Here is a 17,958-nt window from a genome sequence, read left to right as displayed (position 1 = left end):
CGGCGTGCTCAGTCGGCGCTCGGGGTCTCGGAGACAAGCTCGGCGAGCATCGGCATGTCGGAATTCCCCGGAGGGCCGCCCGTCGGCAGTTGCAACCGCAAACGGCGGTTGGCGAAATCGATCAGGACGCGATCGAACACCCGGAGCGCATTCATGCCGAGCAGCACGGCCGGTCGGTCGACCAGATCGAGCTGGCGGAACAGTTCGGTATCGGCAAAGGCGATCGGGACGTTGTTGAGCCGGACTCCGCCGATCCGCAGTTCGTCCACGAACGCATAATTGATGTCCATGGTCGATCCGGTCACCGACGTGATCGTGAAAAACTGGGCCGGGTTCATGCGGCCGCGCCGGATCAGCCGCTCCCGAAGAGCATTGTTGCCGATCGTCACCGCCGATCCGGTATCGACGATCGCGTGGATGCGCGTTCCTTCGACATTGGCGCGCGCCAGAACGAGCCTGCCGGACCGTTGCCGCGCGCGCACGACGATGACATCGCCTCCTGACCAGTCGCTCTCCTCGATCCGGGCCTGGCTGAACGTCATTCTGTCCTGCTCGAAATCGAACAGCACCTGCTGGTCTTCCAGCGCGTCGATACCGAGTACGCCCGCAGCGCCGAGATCGGTGCGCGCCAGAGCCGGCGCCTGGATATCGTCGACCGTGCGGCGGCCCGCGCCGAGGCTCGGGATAATGACGGTCGGCACCTGCTCGACATTCAGGATCGTGGTCAGCCAGACATCGTCGCTCGCATGGAGCTCGAGCGTATCGGCGAGCTCGCGCGAGATGACCGTGCGCTCGGCGCCGGTATCGACGATGAAGTCGAACGGGCCCCGGCCATCGACGCTCACTGGGATCGTCACGCGATTGTCGACCGTGCGGTCGGATTCGATCGTTTCGGAGTCCTGAGGCGGCATCTCCGGGGTGGAACCGATCGCGATCCCCGCCGTAGCGGCGGCCATGCAGGCAAGACCGATCAAGGCCAATTTCATCGCATACTCTCCTTGTCCGGACACCAGTATACACGGTGGTACGGATAGTACGAAATGTGGCGGTTTATTGCGCCTTTCGCGGTGTCGCGCCCGTTTTACCGTGCCGCCTTGGCGAGCCCCTTGGAAAGCTGCAGCGCGCCATTTAGCCGGCCCTGCGGATCGCCCCAGTTGCGCGTGATGACCAGTTTATGGTCCGGGCGCAGCTTGGCCGTGCCCTTGAGCCGCTCGACATAGTCGACGAGCCCGGCCGGATTGGGAAAGCTGTCCCGGAAGAAACCGACCAGTGCGCCGCGCGGGCCGACATCGATCTTCGCGATCTGGGCCTGCTTCGCGTTCAACTTGGTTTCGATGATCTTGAGCAGGTTCGCCGTCGGCGCCGGTATCTCGCCGAACCGGTCGATCAGCTCGGCCGCGAACGCCTCGACTTCCTGCCGGTTTTCGAGCGCGTTCATGCGGCGATAGAGACCCATGCGCAGATCGAGATCGGGGACGTAATCGTCGGGGATGAGGATCGGCGCATCGACCGTGATCTGCGGCGAGAAGTCGCTGTCCGACATCTCGATCCCGGCATCGCCGGCCTTGGCCGCGACGATCGCATCCTCGAGCATCGACTGGTAGAGTTCGAACCCGACTTCCTTGATATGGCCCGACTGTTCGTCGCCGAGCAGGTTTCCCGCGCCGCGCTGGTCGAGATCGTGGCTCGCGAGCTGGAAGCCCGCACCCAGCGATTCGAGATCGGAGAGCACGCCGAGCCGCTTTTCCGCCGCCTCGGTGACGATCCGGTTGGCCGGGGTCGTCAGATAGGCATAGGCGCGCTCCTTGGACCGGCCGACGCGTCCGCGCAGCTGGTAAAGCTGCGAGAGACCGAACTGGTTCGCGCGATGGACGATCAGCGTGTTGGCCGAGGGGATATCGAGCCCGCTTTCGACGATCGTCGTTGAGAGGAGGGCGTCATAGCGCTTGTCGTAAAAGGCGCTCATCCGCTCTTCGACGATGGTCGGCGCCATCTGGCCATGCGCGGTGACGAAGCGGACTTCGGGCACTTCCTCGCGCAGGAACTCCTCGATCTCGGGCAGGTCGGAGATGCGCGGTACGACGAAGAAGCTCTGCCCGCCGCGATAATGTTCGCGCAGCAGCGCCTCGCGCAGCACGACCGGGTCCCAGGGCATGACATAGGTGCGCACTGCGAGCCGGTCGATCGGCGGCGTCTGGATGACCGAGAGTTCGCGCAGGCCGGACATCGCCATCTGGAGCGTGCGGGGGATCGGCGTCGCGGTCAGCGTCAGGACATGGACGTCGGCCTTGAGCGATTTCAGCCGTTCCTTGTGGACGACGCCGAAATGCTGCTCCTCGTCGACGATGACGAGCCCGAGCCGTTTGAATTCGACCGACTTGGCGAGCAGTGCATGGGTGCCGATCACGATATCGACCGAGCCGTCGGCAACGCCTTGGCGGGTTGCCTTGGCCTCGTTCGCGGGCACGAGGCGCGAGAGCCGCCCGATCTTCATTGGAAAGCCGGAAAAACGCTCCTGGAAATTGGTAAAATGCTGGCGCGCGAGCAGGGTGGTCGGGCAGACGAGCGCGACCTGCATGCCCGCCATCGCGGCGACATAGGCCGCGCGCAGCGCCACCTCGGTCTTGCCGAACCCGACATCGCCGCAGACCAGCCGGTCCATCGGCGTACCCTTGCCGAGATCGGCGATGACCTGGTCGATCGCCCGGTCCTGATCCTCGGTTTCGGCATAGGGAAAGCGATCGACGAAGCTCGCATAGCTGGAATCGGGTTCGGCGGCATCGGCCTTGCGCAGCGCGCGTGCTGCGGCGGTCGCGATCAGGTCCCCGGCGATCTCGCGGATCCGGTCCTTCATCCGCGCCTTGCGCCGCTGCCAGCCTTCGCCGCCGAGCTTGTCGAGCGTCACGCCCTCGGTCTGCGCGCCGTAGCGCGACAGCACGTCGAGATTTTCAACCGGGACGTAGAGCTTGTCGCCGCCCGCATATTCGAGCGCGACGCAATCATGCGGCGCATTGCCGACCGGGATCGAGGTCAGGCCTTCATAGCGGCCGATGCCATGCTCGCTATGGACGACGAGATCGCCGGGCGAGAGCGTCGCCAGTTCGTTGAAAAAGGCGTCGGCATCCTTTTTCCGGCGCGTCCGGCGGCGGAGCCGGTCGCCGAGCATGTCCTGCTCGGTAAGGACGGCGACATTTTCGGCCGTGTAGCCGTGATCGAGCGGGATGATCGCCAGCGCGACGTCCGCGCCGAGCGCGCTCTGCCAGTTATCGGCCATGCCGGCGCCGTCCAGGCCATGCTCCTCGAGCAGTCCGCCGAGCCGCTCGCGGGCGCCGATGCTATAGCTGGCGAGAACCACCTTTCTGTCCTGCGCGCGCAAATCGCGGATATGGTCGACGACCGCTTCGTAGATATTGGCATTGGCCTTGCGCTCGGGCGCGAAATCGCGGGCGCTCTCCACTCCGAGATCGACCACCGTTTCGCTTTCGGGCTCCCGGAAAGGGCTGGTGAGGTGGACGGGAGTCTCGGCGATCCGCGCCGCCCATAGTTCGTTCGAGAGATACAGCGTTTCGGGCGCGAGCGGCCGATAGCTGCCGGGGTCGGACGAGCCCACATTCTCCCGATTCCGGTAATAATCGGCAATCGCCTCGAACCGCGCCTCGGCGGCCGCCGGCGTTCCCGCGTCGCGGACGAAGACCGTTTGCGCATCGAGGTGATCGAATAAGGTCGCTAGTTTGTCTTCGAACAGCGGCAGCCAATGCTCCATGCCTGCAAGGCGGCGGCCCTCGCTGATCGCCTGGTAGAGCGGATCGCCGGTCGCAGTGGCGCCGAAAAGTTCGCGATAGCCGCCACGGAAGCGTTTTATATTCTCCTCGTCGAGCAGCGCTTCTGAGGCGGGCAGCAGCGTGAAGCTTTCGGCGCGCCCGGTCGTCCGTTGGTCGGCGGGATCGAACCGCCGGATGCTCTCGATCTCGTCGCCGAAGAAATCGAGCCGCAGCGCTTCCTTTTCGCCGGACGGGAAAAGATCCAGCAACCCGCCGCGTACGGCAAACTCCCCGGCATCGGCAACGCTTTCGACGCGGATATAGCCATTGGCCTGGAGCTTGGCGGTTAGCTCGTCGCGGTCGATCCGCTCGCCGGGGGCGAGATGCGCGACGAGCTGGCGGACGCGGAACGGCGTCAGCGTCTGCTGCGTGACCGCGTTGATCGTCGTCGCGATCAACCGCGGCTTCGCGGTTTCGCGCTGCAATGCGTGGAGCGCCGCCAGACGTTCCGCCGATATCCTCAGGCTCGGGCTCGCCCGGTCATAGGGCAGGCAGTCCCAGGCCGGAAAGGCGATCGTCTCGATCTCGGGAGCGAAATAAGCGGCCGCATCGGCGAGGCCACGCATCGCGGCATCGTCGGGCGCGATATAGACGGCGGGCAAGCCCTTGAACGCCGCGGCGCGCGCGAGATCGGCCATCAGCGAGGGCAGGAACCCGGTGGGCGCGCTCGCCAGCGTCAGCGGCTGATCGGCGTCGAGGATCGTCTGGATGTCAGTCATTTGGCGATCGGGATATAATCCAGTTCCTGCATCCGCCGCATCATCGCGCCGTCGATGCCGGCGGGCGGCGTTTCGGTGCCGATCGCCCAGGCCATGATCGTCACATCGTCGATCTCGAGCAATGCTTCGAACCAGTCGGCCTCGTCTTCCGTCCATTCGGCCGAAAAGCGATCGAAAAAGCCGCCGATCAGCAGGTCGGCTTCCTTGGTTCCGCGATGCCAGGCGCGAAACTTCAGGCGTTTGAGGCGGTTTGCGTGATCCATTTCGGCTCCAACAGCAAAAGGCCGACAGGCGCTGGCGCGGCCTGCCGGCTTCGGTATAGAAGCCATCTAATCATGCGCCCCGAAATTCTCAATCCGCTCTTTGCCGAAATCGAGGCGCTGAAAGGCGTCGGCAAGGGATTGGCCAAGCCGCTGGGGCGGCTCAAGATCGAACAGATTGTCGATGTCCTCTTTCACCTGCCGACGGGATGGATCGACCGCAAGCGCGTCGAGACGCTCGACATGGCGGATGCAGGGCGCATGGTAACCGCGATCGTCACGCCGATCGACTACAAGGCCGGCGGGCCGCGCAGCCCCTTGCGGATCCAGGCGCAGGACGGGCAGGGCAACGTAATTTCGCTCGTCTATTTCAACAATCCGGGCTGGGCGAAGAAACTGCTGCCGCTGGGCGAGGTGCGGGCGATTTCGGGCCGGATGGAACTGTACGGCCAGGAATTGCAGATCGTTCATCCCGACACGGTCGTAAAACCGGAGGAGATCGACGAGATTCCGGAGCGCGAGCCGGTCTATGCGCTGTCCGAAGGGCTCACCAACAAAAGGCTCGGCCAACTGGCCGAACAGGCGCTCGAGCGCGCGCCGGAGCTGCCGGAGTGGATCGAACCGGGGCTGAAGTCCCGGGAGGACTGGCCCGACTGGCGGATGGCGATCGGCCGGATCCACACCAATCCGGCTGACGACAAAGCGCGCCGGCGTCTCGCCTATGACGAAATCTTCGCAAACCAGCTGGCGCTGGCGCTGGTTCGCCAATCCGCGCGCAGCCGCCGGGGCGAGGCGCTGGAACCCGATTCCCGCCTCCGTGATCAGCTGCGACTGCCCTATGAGCCTACCGGCGCGCAAAAGCGGAGTATCGCCGAGATCGAGGCGGACGTGCGGCAGGACAAGCCGATGCTGCGGCTGCTGCAGGGCGATGTGGGGTCGGGCAAGACACTCGTGGCGGTCAATGCACTGCTGATGGCGGTGGAATCGGGCGCACAGGGTGCGTTGCTCGCGCCGACCGAAATCCTCGCCCGCCAGCATTTCGATACGATTTCGGCCATGCTCTCCGGCTTGCCGGTCAACGTCGCCGTGCTGACCGGGCGGGACAAAGGCAAGACGCGCGAGTCCACGCTGATGGGGCTGGCCGACGGCTCGATCGACATCCTGATCGGCACGCACGCCATTTTTCAGGAGGCGGTTCGCTACCGGAAACTCGGGCTTGCGGTCATCGACGAACAGCATCGTTTCGGTGTCGCCCAGCGCATGATGCTTGCGCAGAAGGCCGAGCGGCCGCCGCACCTGCTGGTGATGACGGCGACCCCGATACCGCGCACGCTGACCCTGACCCATTATGGCGAGATGGACGTGTCGCGGCTCGACGAGATGCCGCCGGGGCGTCAGCCGATCGAAACGCGCGTGCTGTCCGTCGGCCGGCTCGACGAGGTCGTCGAAGGGCTTGGCCGCCATATCGCGGGGGAAGGGCAGGCCTATTGGGTGTGCCCGCTGGTCGAGGAAAGCGAATTGTCCGACCAAGCCGCGGCGGAAGAACGCGCCCGGCTGCTCCAGGCGCGGTTCGGCGAAGACCGGGTCGGGCTGGTTCACGGCCGGATGAAGGGACCGGAAAAGGATGCGGTGATGGAGCGTTTCCAACTCGGCGAGCTCGCCGTGCTCGTCGCTACCACGGTTATCGAGGTCGGGGTCGATGTGCCCAACGCGACGCTGATGATCGTCGAAGGCGCGGATCGCTTCGGGCTGGCCCAGCTGCATCAGCTGCGCGGCCGGGTCGGGCGCGGCGATGCCCGGTCGATCTGCCTGCTGCTGCGCGGAGATACGTTGAGCGAGACCGCACGGGCGCGGTTGAAACTGCTGCGCGAGACGAACGACGGATTCCGGATCGCCGAGGAAGATCTCCGATTGCGCGGCGCAGGCGAATTGCTGGGCACGCGGCAATCGGGCGAGGTCGGATTCCGGATTGCGCCCCCCGAACTCGTGGCCGAACTCGCGCCAACGGCCAATGACGACGCGCGGTTGCTGATCGAAAATGAGGGCGGGCTCGACAGCGCGCGCGGCGAAGCGGCGCGAATTGCCCTTTATCTGTTCAAGCGGGATGCTGCGGTGCCGCTCCTGCGATCAGGATAGCGGCGGGCCCCGTCAGCTTTCGTCGTTATTCGCCTTGTGCGGAGTCGAATCGAGCAGTTGGCGATAGCCGCGCGCATCGAACGGCCGGATGAATTCCGCGCCGAGACGATCACTGAGCGACCAGACGATGCGGGCGTTCACCTCGCCGATCAGCGGCAGGTCGAGGCGAATCAGCGTTCCCTCGCGATAGGCCTTGGGCGAGATCGCCATGAAGCCGAACGGCGAAAGGTTGCCGACGAGGATTTCGTGACTGTCTTCGCCGGGCTCGTGCAATGCTGCCCGAATGGAAACCGCATCGCGCGCAGCCCGACGCTTCTCCACGTCGAAGATATGCTGAGCAAGAGGTTGCGCACTCATTCTGGTTTCTCCCAAATCCGCTGGAAACGCATGATCTTAATGGCGGAAACTCTTTAAGCCCGGCCAAAGCGACATGGATAATTTCCCGTTTACCATTCGCTAATCGCCGGAAACCGAGAATTTCGACGAAAGGCCCTTGTCAGCGCCGCGGTGCCTGCCCAAAGCGCTGATGATGGCCGACAGGCGCGATCTTACCCAGGGCTCGGTGCGCATCCAGCTTGTCCGTCTGGCGAGCCCATTGTCGATCGGGATCGTCGCGCTCTTCTCGGTCACGATCGTCGATGCCTATTTTCTCGGACAGCTAGGGACCCGGCCGCTCGCCGCCATCAGCTACGCCTTTCCGGTCGCCTTTGCGGTGACGAGTCTGGCGATCGGGCTGGCCGCCGGAACCGGGTCGGTACTGTCGCGCGCGATCGGCAAGCGCGATCGCAGTCGGATCGTCAGTCTGACGACGCACAGTCTGGTGCTCGCCCTTGTCATCGGAATCCTCGTCGCGGCGATCGGGATCGCGATGATCCGCCCGCTCTTCACACTGATCGGCGCGGAGGGCGGGGTTCTCGAAGATATCACCGTCTATATGCGCATCTGGTTCTACGGACTGCCGCTGCTCATGCTCGCCCAGGTCGCCGGCAGCATCCTGCGCGCCAATGGCGACGCGCTGGTGCCGAGCGCGCTGATGATCGCCAGCGCGGCGGTCAATATCGCGCTCGATCCCATCCTGATCTTCGGCGGTTTCGGCATTGCCGGCATGGGCATCGAAGGCGCCGCCTGGGCCGCTTTCGCCTCGCGCGTCGTGATGCCGCTGGTGATCATCCCGGTGCTGCTGTTCCGGGACCGGTTGATCAATCTCAAGCGCACGAGCTGGGGCGAAGTGTTCGACAGCTGGAAAGAGATCGCCCGGATCGGCGTCGCCGCGGCGTTGGGTAATGCGGTCAACCCGATCGCGATAGCGGTCGTAACCGGCATCATCGCTGTCTATGGCGACCAAGTCGTCGCCGGGTTCGGCGTCGCGGGGCGTCTCGAAGGTTTCGCCGTGATCCCGATGCTGGCGCTGTCCGGCTCGATCGGACCGGTGGCCGGACAGAATTGGGGCGCGGAACGCTATGACCGTATCCGCGAGGCCATCCGCTTCGCCTTTCTGGTCTGCCTGGGTTGGAGCGTGGTCGTCGCGATCGGGTTCTGGTTCGGCGCGGACTGGCTGGCGAGCCGGTTCAGCGATTCGGCCGTGGTGAGCGAGGAGGCGAGCCAGTATCTGTGGATCGTGCCGATAACTTTCGCAGGTTACGGCGTGACGATCGTCGCAGCCGGCGCGTTCAACGCGTTGGGCAGGCCGATGCTGGGCCTTGCCATCTATCTCGTCAGATCGCTGATCTTCTATGTTCCGCTGGCGTTCGCGGCGACGGCCCTTTTCGACACGACCGGCGTCTATGCGGGGATAGCAATCGCCAATGTGCTGGCGGGTTTCGCGATACTTTGGCTCACCTTCCGCTGGCTCGACCGGATGATCGAACGCGAGCGATCGGCCGCCTAGGCGCGCGTCAGCACGCCGTGTTTTTTCTTGCCGGCCGAGATGCGGACGGGCGCTTCGCCTACCGTTACAACGGCCGCCTCGTCCGCGGCCTTCTCGCCATCGATCCGCGCCCCGCCGCCGCGCACCAGCCGCTTGGCTTCGCCCTTTGACGCCACGAGGCCGAGTTCGACCATCGCATCGAGCAGGCCGATCGTGCCGCTGTCGACGGCCAGCGCCGGCAAATCTTCGCCAACCGCGCCCTGCTCGAAGGTTTTCTGCGCGGTTTCGGCCGCGTCCTTGGCGGCGTCCGCGCCATGGGCCATGGCTGTCGCTTCGTCGGCCAGTATCTTCTTGGACTCATTGAGCTCCGCGCCCTCCAGCGCCGCCAGTTCGGCAATCCGCTCGAGTGGCATGTCGGTGAACAGCTTGAGGAAGCGTTCGACATCGGCATCCTGCGTGTTGCGCCAGAATTGCCAGTAATCGTAGGGGCTCAGCGCATCCGGATTGAGCCAGACCGCGCCGCTCGCCGTCTTGCCCATCTTGCCGCCATCCGCCGTCGTGATCAACGGCGTCGTGACGCCGTAAAGCTGCGTGCCGTCAATCCGCCGCGCCAGTTCGATGCCGTTGACGATATTGCCCCACTGGTCCGATCCGCCGAGCTGCAACAGGCAGTTTTCGCGGCGGGACAGCTCGAGGAAGTCGTAGGCCTGAAGGATCATGTAATTGAATTCGAGGAAGGTCAGCGGCTGTTCGCGCTCGAGACGGAGCTTGACGCTGTCGAAAGTGAGCATCCGATTGATCGTGAAATGCGGACCGACCTCGCGCAGGAAGGGGATATATTCGAGATCGTCGAGCCATTCGGAATTGTCGATCATGACCGCGTCGGTGGGGCCGTCGCCGAATGTCAGGAACCGCTCGAAAATCCGGCGAATGGATGCGATATTGGCATCGATATCGGCGGCCGTCAGCAGCTTGCGGCTTTCATCCTTGCCCGACGGATCGCCGATCTTGGTGGTGCCGCCGCCCATGATGACGATCGGCTTGTGCCCGGCCTGTTGCAGCCGGCGGAGCATCATGATCTGGACGAGGCTGCCGACATGCAGCGAGTCCGCCGTCGCGTCGAACCCGATGTAACCGGGCACGACCTGCTTGGCGGCGAGCGTGTCCAGCCCCTCGGCATCGGTGAGCTGGTGGATATAGTCGCGCGCTTCGAGTAGGCGCAGCAGATCTGATCGGTATTCGGTCATGTTGGACGGGCCGTTAGCATGGGGATGGGGCAGCTTCTACCAAAACCGTATGGGCTGAGCTTGTCGAAGCCCTGTCCCTTCTTCTAACGCTCAAAAATAAGAACAGTCCTCCGGCAAGCTCAGGACAAGCGGAGTGCCATGACCTTTAGCCTGCAACGACATCCCGATACCCCGAGCAAACTTATCCGGGGCATTGAAGTGGCGCATGAATGGAAATCGCGCGACACGCTCTGGCTGCGCTATTTCGTCGATTGCCCGGTCGATCGGCTCTTTATTCCAGACCCGGCCAAGCCGGAGCGCATGGACGACCTCTGGAAAACCACCTGCTTCGAGCTGTTCCTGAAAGAGCCCTGCGCAGCACCGTATTGCGAGTTCAACTTTTCTCCATCCGGTCGATGGGCGGCATATGGCTTTTGCGACTTCCGCGACGGCGCGCATGATCTCGAGGTGCCGTCCGATCCGGCGATCGCGCCGCTCGACGCAGGCGACAGCTACTTCGCACTCGAAGTCGATGTCGTGCTCCCGGCCGATCGCATTTATCCAACAATGCCAGCGGCAATTTCGGCGATCATTGTCGATGCCGACGAGAACAAGACTTATTGGGGCTATCGGCATCCTGAGGGCGACCCGGAATTCCACCATGAGGATTGCTTTGCCGCGCGATTGACGCCACCGGAGGCTGCATGAAGTTCGGTATCGATCGCCTCCTCAAGGACCGGGAACTCCGCAAGCCGCTGGAGGGGCAGCGCGTGGCGCTGCTCGCGCATCCGGCGTCTGTGACCGCTGACCTGTCGCACAGTCTCGATGCGTTGATTGCCGCCGGTATAAACGTGACCGCCGCCTTTGGCCCGCAACACGGGATCAAGGGCGACAAGCAGGACAATATGGTCGAGACCGAGGACGAGACCGACCCGGTATACGGCATCCCGCTATTCAGCCTCTATGGCGAAGTGCGCCGCCCGACCGGGCAATCGATGGGAACGTTCGACACGGTGCTGATCGACCTCCAGGATCTGGGGTGCCGGATCTACACCTTCGTTACGACGCTGCGGTACATGCTCGAAGCGGCGGCGGAGCATGGCAAGTCCGTCTGGGTGCTCGACAGGCCGAATCCGGCGGGGCGCCCCGTCGAGGGCCTGACCCTGCGCGAGGGCTGGGAAAGTTTCGTGGGGGCGGGGCCGATGCCGATGCGGCACGGACTGACTCTGGGCGAGATGGGGCGCTGGTTCGTCGATCATCTCGGTATCGATGTCGATTGCCGCGTGATCGAGATGGACGGCTGGCAGCCGGATGCGGCGCCGGGCTTCGGCTGGCCGCTCGGCGATCGGCTCTGGATCAATCCCAGCCCCAACGCTGCCAATCTTTGGATGGCGCGCGCCTATGCGGGCACGGTGATGCTCGAAGGAACGACACTGAGCGAGGGCAGGGGGACGACGCGGCCGCTCGAACTGTTCGGCGCGCCCGATATCGATGCCCGATCCATACTGGCCGAGATGGAGCGGCTCGCGCCCGACTGGCTTACGGGTTGCAAGTTGCGCGAAATCTGGTTCGAGCCGACCTTCCACAAACATGCCGGGACGCTGTGCCATGGCGTGCAGATCCATCCCGAGGGCGATTTCTACGATCATCAGGCGTTCAAGCCGTGGCGGCTCCAGGCGCTCGCCTTCAAGGCGATCCGGCGTCTCTATCCGGACTATGCGATCTGGCGCAGCACGGATTTCAAATATGAATATACCGACGACGTCCTCGCCATCGACGTGATCAACGGCAGCCCGCTGCTGCGCGAATGGGTCGATGACGGAGCGGCGGAGCCCGGCGATCTGGACGCGCTGACCCAGCCCGACGAGCTGGCCTGGCAGAAAGTCCGCGCGCCAGTGTTGCGCTATTGAATCTGCCGCTATTTGAGCGCCACGGCGTAAATCGCATTGGTCGCCACTTCGGTTACCCGGTTCTCGGCGATCCAGTCTAGATTATCCGTCTTCACCCGATCCCGGGTCGCCACGTCCATCGCGTCGATCGACCAGCGCAAGCCGGAGCCGAGCGCGATCGTCCACCAGTCTTCCGGTGAGCGCAGCGGCTGCACGCTGTTCTCTGCTACGACTTCGGGCTCGGTAGTGCCGCCGTCCAGCAGCAATTGTCGCACCGATTCCACGTCGGTGATCCGGTCCCATGGGTTGAACGCACTGTGCAGATCGGGCCGCTCGCGCTTGAGCGCATCGAGCCAGCGGCTGTATACGGGCTCGAAGATATCCGGTCCCCATGTCGTAATCGCAAGCCGGCCGCCGGGCCGCACCATCCGCCACAGCTCGGCGACCACGCTTCCATGTCCGGCACGAAGAAGATCGAGAAGACGCTGATCACCGTGTCGAAGCGTCCGTCGGCGTAATCGAGCGCCGTCATATCGCCAACGCGGAATTCGGTGTTCTCCAAACCATCGGCGGCAGCTCTGCGGCGGGCTATCTCCAACAGCTCGCCGGACAGATCGATGCCGACGACCCTGCCATCTTGGCCCACGGCCCGCGCTGCGGGCAGCGCAGAGGCGCCAGCGCCGCAGCCGATGTCGAGCATCTCTGCTCCATCGGCCAGTTGGAGGCGCTCTACCGTTCGCGATCCTATGCGCGACCAGAAGCCGAGCGGCGGTTCTTCGAACCGGTCGGCCGCCGCGTCATAGGTGGCTCTGGCCTTTTCCTTCGCCTATTTGGTTTCATCATCCATTTCGACCTCCCGGTTTCGGGCGCGACTCGAAATCCCTCTACCTCGACCGTCTCATCGATGCCGACGCGCGCATTATAGCCCAATCGAACAATGCCCAGAACAGCGCCGTAAGGCCCCCATAGCTCGCGCCGATCAATGCTAGATCGAGCGTTTTGGGATGCGATACTCCTGCGAATGCGAGCGTCAGCCCCAGTAATGCGCCACCCGCCACGAATCCGGCAACCGCCAGCACCGCATATCGGACGATACGTGCGCCGATCCTCTTCCGGAGCAGCGCATGAGATGGCCAGAGGATCAGGAACGCCCCGATCAGCGTAAAGGGGAGGGCGTCGATCGCCGATCGCGACGGTTCGGGCGGGAAAAGGGCGTTGCCGGCGATAAGGCCGGCGACCGCCGCGCCGGCCGACACGACCGCACCCTTTGCGAGCGATCGCAGCATCAATTCCCGTGCTTGCGCGTCAGCTCCCGCATCGCGTCGTCGAGGCCGTCCAGGGTCAGCGGGTACATGCGATCGTTCATGAGTTCGCGGATGACCTTCGTGCTCTGCGAATAGCCCCATTGCGCTTCGGGGACCGGGTTGAGCCAGGCCGCGGCCGGATAGGTGTTGGTCAGCCGGTGCATCCAGGTGGCGCCGGCCTCCTCGTTGAAATGCTCGACCGAACCGCCCGGATGGGTAATCTCATAGGGGCTCATCGAAGCATCGCCGACGAACACCAGCTTATAGTCATGACCGAATTTGTGAAGCACATCCCAGGTCGGCGTCCGCTCGGAAAAGCGGCGGTGATTGTCCTTCCACAGCCCTTCATAGGGGCAGTTGTGGAAATAGAAGAATTCGAGATTCTTGAATTCGGTGGTCGCCGCGCTGAACAGCTCCTCGCACAGCTTGATATGCGGATCCATCGAGCCGCCGACATCGAGGAAGAGCAACACCTTGATCGCGTTACGGCGTTCGGCGCGCATATGGATGTCGAGCCAGCCCTTGCGCGCGGTGCCGTCGATCGTCGACTTGATGTCGAGCTCGTCCTGCGCGCCGTCGCGCGCGAACTTGCGGAGGCGCCGCAGCGCGACCTTGATGTTGCGGGTGCCGAGTTCCTTGGTCGAATCGAGATTCTGGAACTCGCGCTTTTCCCAGACTTTCACGGCCTTGCCATGCTTGCCTTTGCCGCCGATCCGCACGCCTTCGGGATTGTAGCCGCTGTTTCCGTAGGGCGAGGTGCCGCCAGTACCGATCCATTTGTTGCCGCCCTCATGGCGCTTCTGCTGTTCCTCGAGCCGCTCCTTGAGCGTCTCCATAATCTCTTCCCAGGAACCGAGCTTCTCGATCTCGGCCATTTCCTCTTCGGAAAGATATTTCTCGGCCACCGCGCGAAGCCAGTCTTCGGGAAGTTCGACGGCGTCTTCGCCATAGGTCGTTTCGATGCCCTTGAAGACCTTCGCAAACACTTGGTCGAACCGGTCGAGCAGGCCCTCGTCCTTCACGAAGGTCGCCCGGGCGAGATAGTAGAATTCGTTGGGCGTCCGCTCGATCACATCCTTGTCGAGCGCATCGAGCAGGGTCAGATGCTCCTTCAGGCTGGCCGGGATGCCGGCGGTCCGGAGTTCGTCGACAAAGGAAAAGAACATTTTTCTAACCTATTGATATAATTCGTCTATTGAGCGGGTTGTCACAAGAAGTCCCGCCTCCGCGCGCACGAGCCCTTTCATTGCCACAGGTTCAGGTTGACGCGCTCGTAAAGCATGACAGATTGGGCGAGAGTAGGAAAGTACAATCGGGACATGAAAGGGGCAGGGGTCATGGGCGGTTTCTCGGGAAAATCGATGCTGGTGACGGGCGGCAGCCAGGGAATCGGGCTGGCGACGGCACGGGCGTTTGCCGATGCGGGCGCGGATGTGACGATTACCGGCACGCGGGCCGATCCGTCCGACTATGCGGACGATCTGTCCGCTTTCGCCTATGTCCGTTGCGAGATGAGCGATCCGGACCAGCGCGCGGCGCTGTGCGAGGGGATCGAGGCGCTCGACGTCCTCGTCAACAATGCCGGCCAGTCTGGCGGGTCGAACGAGTTCGAGATGGACGCGTTTCGGCGCGGATTGGAGGTCAATCTGATCGCCGTGCACGATTTGTCGGAACGGCTGCTGCCGCTGCTCAGGGCGGGGGAGGGCGGCGCGGTCGTCAATGTCGGATCCTGCGCGTCGTTCCTCAGCTATCCGAAGGCCCCGGCCTATACGACGAGCAAGACGGCGCTGCTCGGACTGACCCGCGCCCAGGGCGATGCCTGGGCCGAGCAGGGCGTGCGCTCCAACATGGTCGCGCCGGGCTTTATCCGGACGCGGATGACGGCGGGCGTCGACCAGAATGAAGACCTCAAGAAGAAGCTGCTGCGCACCGTCCCGATGCGCCGTTTCGCCGAACCGTCGGAAGTGGCGTCGGTGATCCTGTTCCTGGCCTCGGATGCGGCGAGCTATGTGACCGGCCAGTCGATCGTGATCGATGGCGGGCTGGTGCTGCACTAAGGCTCGTCCGGCGCGCGCGGCCGGTTGACGATCGCGACCAGCACGAAAGAAATGATCATCAGAAGGTACCAGCTGCCGAGCTTGGCGAGCGAGACCATCTCCCAGCCATCCTCCTGTCCCGGATAGGTCCAGGCGCGGGCGAAGGTGCCTATATTTTCGGCGAACCAGATGAAGAGCGCGACGAGCAGCCAGCCGAGGAGCAGCGGCATCCAGCGCGGTCGCCGCCAGGGTCGGAACCAGATCCGGCAGCGCCAGAAGAGCAGGGCGGTGAGCGCGAACAGCAGGTAGCGAATATCGGGCAGCCAGTGATGCGCGAAAAAGTTGACGTAAATGGCGGCGGCCAGCGCATAGGTCGTCCAGACCGGCGGATAGCGGCTGAAGCGGAAGTCGAATATCCGCCAGATCCGCGCGATATAGCTGCCGACCGCGGCGTACATGAAACCGGAAAAGAGCGGGACTTCACCGATTCGCAACACGCTCGCTTCGGGATAGAGCCAGGAGCCGTTTGCCGTCTTGAAAAGCTCCATCACCGTGCCGACGATGTGGAAGATCAGGATGACCTTGGCCTCGTCCAGCGTTTCGAGCCGGAAGGCGAGCATCGCGACCTGGATCGCAAGCGCGGCCAGGGTCAGGAAATCATAGCGGGTGAGTGGGGCGTTGTCGGGATAGAAGAGGAAGGTGCCGAGCAGCAGCGCCAGCATCAGTCCGCCGAACAGGCAGGCCCAGGCCTGTTTGAAACCGAATAGCAGGAATTCGTAGAGCCGGCGTTGCCAGTGGCGTTCGAAATCAAGCGTCTCGAGGCGCGCGCGGATGTGAGCGAAGCGGGTGGCGCCTTTACCGGCGGGCGCCATCTGCGGAAAACCTCTCTAACCTTCGCGCCGGCTCATAAAGGCGAGCCGTTCGAACAGCATCACATCCTGCTCGTTCTTCAGCAGCGCGCCGTGGAGCGGCGGGATGAGCTTCTTCGGGTCGCGCGAGGTCAGCACCTCGAGCGGCATGTCCTCGTGGAGTAGCAGCTTCAGCCAGTCGAGCAGTTCGCTCGTGCTCGGCTTCTTCTTGAGGCCCGGCACGTCGCGGACCTCGTAGAAGATGTCCATCGCCTTGGAGACGAGCATCTTCTGGATGTCCGGGAAATGGACGTCGATGATTTCCTGCATCGTCTCGCGCTCGGGGAATTTGATATAGTGGAAGAAGCAGCGGCGCAGGAAGGCGTCGGGCAGCTCTTTCTCGTTGTTCGAGGTGATGACGACGATCGGCCGCTCTTTCGCGACGATCTCTTCCTTCGTCTCGTAAACGTAGAACTCCATCCGATCGAGCTCCTGGAGGAGGTCGTTCGGGAACTCGATATCGGCCTTGTCGATTTCGTCGATCAGCAGGACGGGCAGTTCCTCGCTGGTGAACGCCTCCCACAGCTTGCCGCGCTTGATATAGTTGCCGATGTCGTGGACGCGCTCGTCGCCGAGCTGGCCGTCGCGCAGCCGCGCCACAGCGTCATACTCATAGAGGCCCTGCTGCGCCTTGGTCGTCGACTTGATGTTCCACTCGATCAGCGGCGCGTCGATCGCCTTGGCGATCTCGTGCGCGAGCACCGTCTTGCCGGTGCCCGGTTCGCCCTTGACGAGCAGCGGGCGGCGCAGGGTCACGGCTGCGTTGACCGCCACCTTCAGATCATCGGTGGCGACATAGTCCTTGGTTCCGTCAAAACGCACGCGCGGTCCTTCCTTGGGCTTGCATCAGGCCCGGCGAGGGACCTTTCCGTTAACGTCAAGCGATCATCGATAGGCGGAAGGGTTGCGCGTTGCAACCGTCGGAAGTGTCAGCTTTTCAAATTGGCGCGCGTGGACGCCGCTTCCTACCAGATATCGCGGGCGGCTTCGCGGGCTTCGAGCAGGTTCCACAGGCCGCGATGCTGGGCGAGTATCTGCTCGGCTCCGAAGGCCATGGCGCGCTGGATCGCGGGATCGGCGCCGATCGCGTCGGCGAGCTCCAGCGTGTCGCTGTCGACGGGCAGGGCGGAGCGGGGCGCCTCGACCTCGAGCTTTTCGGCCGCCGCGATCAGCACGGCGCGAATGGCCTGCCAGTCCAGCACCAGCGCGATCGCCGCGCCGAGCGCGCAGCCCGTGCGTTCGGACCGGGCCAGTGTCTCGATCGCGTGGCGCTGGCTGAGCACCGCGGCTTCGCTCTTGTCATGACCGGGCGTGCTGGGAAGCGGCCCGGCCGCGACGACGAGTTGCGAGAGGAAAAGGCGTTCGCGGGCAAAACCCTGTTCGGCCTGATCCAGCCAGGCGCGCGCTTCGGGCAGCGCGGTCTTCATCGCGGCGAGTTCGACGACACCGGGATGCTGGCCATGCAGGATGCTGAGATAATGGACAGCGTCGGCCAGATTGCGGGCGGCTTCCCGGCCGTTGTTGAGTTCGGCACCAGTGACATAGCGGCGGCCTGCCGAACCGTCGGTTTCGATCATGCCGGAAAGCGTCGCGCCGAGACTGTTCTGTTCAGCGGTTTTCGCCACGCCGTGCATCATCTTGAGCTTCCCTTCGAACTGCAACTGACGGCGCCGTCGCGCCGCGCAAACCCTCCTCTTAAAGCGAGCCCGTAAAGACAGGGTTTAAATCGCATTAGGGGAGAATTGACGGAAGTTAAGAAGGGGTGGGCGACCGTCCCGCGACGGGAAAGACC

The 17,958-nt window shown here is 63.7% G+C and carries 16 protein-coding genes and 1 pseudogene; 5 read left to right on the top strand and 12 right to left on the bottom strand.

The genetic code is table 11. The features are described 5' to 3' along the window. Window positions 1-8: 8 nt before the first annotated feature. The 3 genes from HFP57_RS03810 to HFP57_RS03800 all read right to left on the bottom strand — a co-directional run bounded on the left by HFP57_RS03810 (window position 9) and on the right by HFP57_RS03800 (window position 4,803). Window positions 9-986: a retroviral-like aspartic protease family protein gene (locus tag HFP57_RS03810; protein WP_176868555.1), complete on the bottom strand. Its 978-nt coding sequence runs from the start codon at window positions 984-986 to the stop codon at window positions 9-11. 95 nt (window positions 987-1,081) lie between these two features. Next, window positions 1,082-4,540 carry a transcription-repair coupling factor gene (gene mfd / locus HFP57_RS03805; protein WP_176868554.1) on the bottom strand — a complete coding sequence of 1,153 codons (3,459 nt, stop codon included), beginning with the start codon at window positions 4,538-4,540 and terminating at the stop codon, window positions 1,082-1,084. Next, window positions 4,537-4,803 carry an FAD assembly factor SdhE gene (locus tag HFP57_RS03800; RefSeq protein WP_176868553.1) on the bottom strand — a complete coding sequence of 89 codons (267 nt, stop codon included), beginning with the start codon at window positions 4,801-4,803 and terminating at the stop codon, window positions 4,537-4,539. The genes mfd and HFP57_RS03800 overlap by 4 nt, the downstream gene beginning before the upstream one ends. Window positions 4,804-4,875: 72 nt before the next feature. Between HFP57_RS03800 and recG the strand changes: the two genes are divergently transcribed. Next, window positions 4,876-6,936, top strand: a complete 2,061-nt coding sequence (gene recG, locus HFP57_RS03795; protein WP_176868552.1) for an ATP-dependent DNA helicase RecG — start codon at window positions 4,876-4,878, stop codon at window positions 6,934-6,936. Between the two features lie 12 nt (window positions 6,937-6,948). Here recG and HFP57_RS03790 read toward each other — a convergent pair whose 3' ends face one another. Next, window positions 6,949-7,293, bottom strand: coding sequence for a PilZ domain-containing protein (locus tag HFP57_RS03790; RefSeq protein WP_176868551.1), 345 nt, complete (start codon window positions 7,291-7,293; stop codon window positions 6,949-6,951). Between the two features lie 136 nt (window positions 7,294-7,429). Between HFP57_RS03790 and HFP57_RS03785 the strand changes: the two genes are divergently transcribed. Then, complete coding sequence (locus HFP57_RS03785; RefSeq protein WP_176868550.1) at window positions 7,430-8,824, top strand: MATE family efflux transporter; 1,395 nt, start codon at window positions 7,430-7,432, stop codon at window positions 8,822-8,824. Here the strand turns inward: HFP57_RS03785 and tyrS are convergent. Continuing rightward, the gene (gene tyrS, locus HFP57_RS03780) at window positions 8,821-10,050 is read right to left on the bottom strand and encodes a tyrosine--tRNA ligase (protein ID WP_176868549.1); all 1,230 of its coding nucleotides are present in this window, start codon (window positions 10,048-10,050) and stop codon (window positions 8,821-8,823) included. The genes HFP57_RS03785 and tyrS overlap by 4 nt on opposite strands. A 138-nt stretch (window positions 10,051-10,188) precedes the next feature. On the opposite strand from tyrS, the gene HFP57_RS03775 reads away from it, so the two are divergent. Together HFP57_RS03775 and HFP57_RS03770 are read left to right on the top strand one after the other, a co-directional pair. Continuing rightward, window positions 10,189-10,737, top strand: coding sequence for a DOMON domain-containing protein (locus HFP57_RS03775; RefSeq protein WP_176868548.1), 549 nt, complete (start codon window positions 10,189-10,191; stop codon window positions 10,735-10,737). After that, window positions 10,734-11,939 (top strand): exo-beta-N-acetylmuramidase NamZ family protein, encoded by a 1,206-nt coding sequence (locus tag HFP57_RS03770; protein ID WP_176868547.1) that lies wholly within the window; start codon window positions 10,734-10,736, stop codon window positions 11,937-11,939. The genes HFP57_RS03775 and HFP57_RS03770 overlap by 4 nt, the downstream gene beginning before the upstream one ends. Window positions 11,940-11,947: 8 nt before the next feature. Here the strand turns inward: HFP57_RS03770 and HFP57_RS17960 are convergent, their stop codons facing one another. The 4 genes and pseudogenes from HFP57_RS17960 to HFP57_RS03755 form a co-directional block, all read right to left on the bottom strand. Beyond that, window positions 11,948-12,367, bottom strand: coding sequence for a hypothetical protein (locus tag HFP57_RS17960; protein WP_246263331.1), 420 nt, complete (start codon window positions 12,365-12,367; stop codon window positions 11,948-11,950). A gap of 14 nt (window positions 12,368-12,381) precedes the next feature. Next, window positions 12,382-12,666 (bottom strand): annotated as a pseudogene (locus tag HFP57_RS18245) (class I SAM-dependent methyltransferase); the annotation flags it as partial. A 136-nt stretch (window positions 12,667-12,802) separates the two neighbouring features. Beyond that, on the bottom strand, window positions 12,803-13,204 hold the full coding sequence (locus HFP57_RS03760; RefSeq protein ID WP_176868546.1) for a hypothetical protein: 402 nt from the start codon (window positions 13,202-13,204) through the stop codon (window positions 12,803-12,805). Next, on the bottom strand, window positions 13,204-14,388 hold the full coding sequence (locus tag HFP57_RS03755) for a vWA domain-containing protein (RefSeq protein WP_176868545.1): 1,185 nt from the start codon (window positions 14,386-14,388) through the stop codon (window positions 13,204-13,206). The genes HFP57_RS03760 and HFP57_RS03755 overlap by 1 nt, the downstream gene beginning before the upstream one ends. 153 nt (window positions 14,389-14,541) lie before the next feature. Here HFP57_RS03755 and HFP57_RS03750 point away from each other — a divergent pair, with 153 nt between their 5' ends. Next, complete coding sequence (locus tag HFP57_RS03750) at window positions 14,542-15,279, top strand: SDR family NAD(P)-dependent oxidoreductase (RefSeq protein ID WP_246263329.1); 738 nt, start codon at window positions 14,542-14,544, stop codon at window positions 15,277-15,279. Here HFP57_RS03750 and HFP57_RS03745 read toward each other — a convergent pair. The 3 genes from HFP57_RS03745 to HFP57_RS03735 all read right to left on the bottom strand — a co-directional run bounded on the left by HFP57_RS03745 (window position 15,276) and on the right by HFP57_RS03735 (window position 17,791). Further along, window positions 15,276-16,130 carry a DUF817 domain-containing protein gene (locus HFP57_RS03745; protein ID WP_176868543.1) on the bottom strand — a complete coding sequence of 285 codons (855 nt, stop codon included), beginning with the start codon at window positions 16,128-16,130 and terminating at the stop codon, window positions 15,276-15,278. The two genes, HFP57_RS03750 and HFP57_RS03745, sit on opposite strands and share 4 nt — an antisense overlap. A 15-nt stretch (window positions 16,131-16,145) precedes the next feature. Beyond that, window positions 16,146-16,988: an AAA family ATPase gene (locus HFP57_RS03740; RefSeq protein ID WP_176868542.1), complete on the bottom strand. Its 843-nt coding sequence runs from the start codon at window positions 16,986-16,988 to the stop codon at window positions 16,146-16,148. 143 nt (window positions 16,989-17,131) lie between these two features. After that, complete coding sequence (locus HFP57_RS03735; protein ID WP_246263327.1) at window positions 17,132-17,791, bottom strand: DUF6975 family protein; 660 nt, start codon at window positions 17,789-17,791, stop codon at window positions 17,132-17,134. Window positions 17,792-17,958: the final 167 nt, after the last annotated feature.

Source organism: Parasphingopyxis algicola (genome assembly GCF_013378075.1).
GTDB classification, from domain to species: Bacteria; Pseudomonadota; Alphaproteobacteria; order Sphingomonadales; family Sphingomonadaceae; genus Parasphingopyxis; species Parasphingopyxis algicola.
This window is presented reverse-complemented; position numbering and strand designations above follow the sequence as displayed.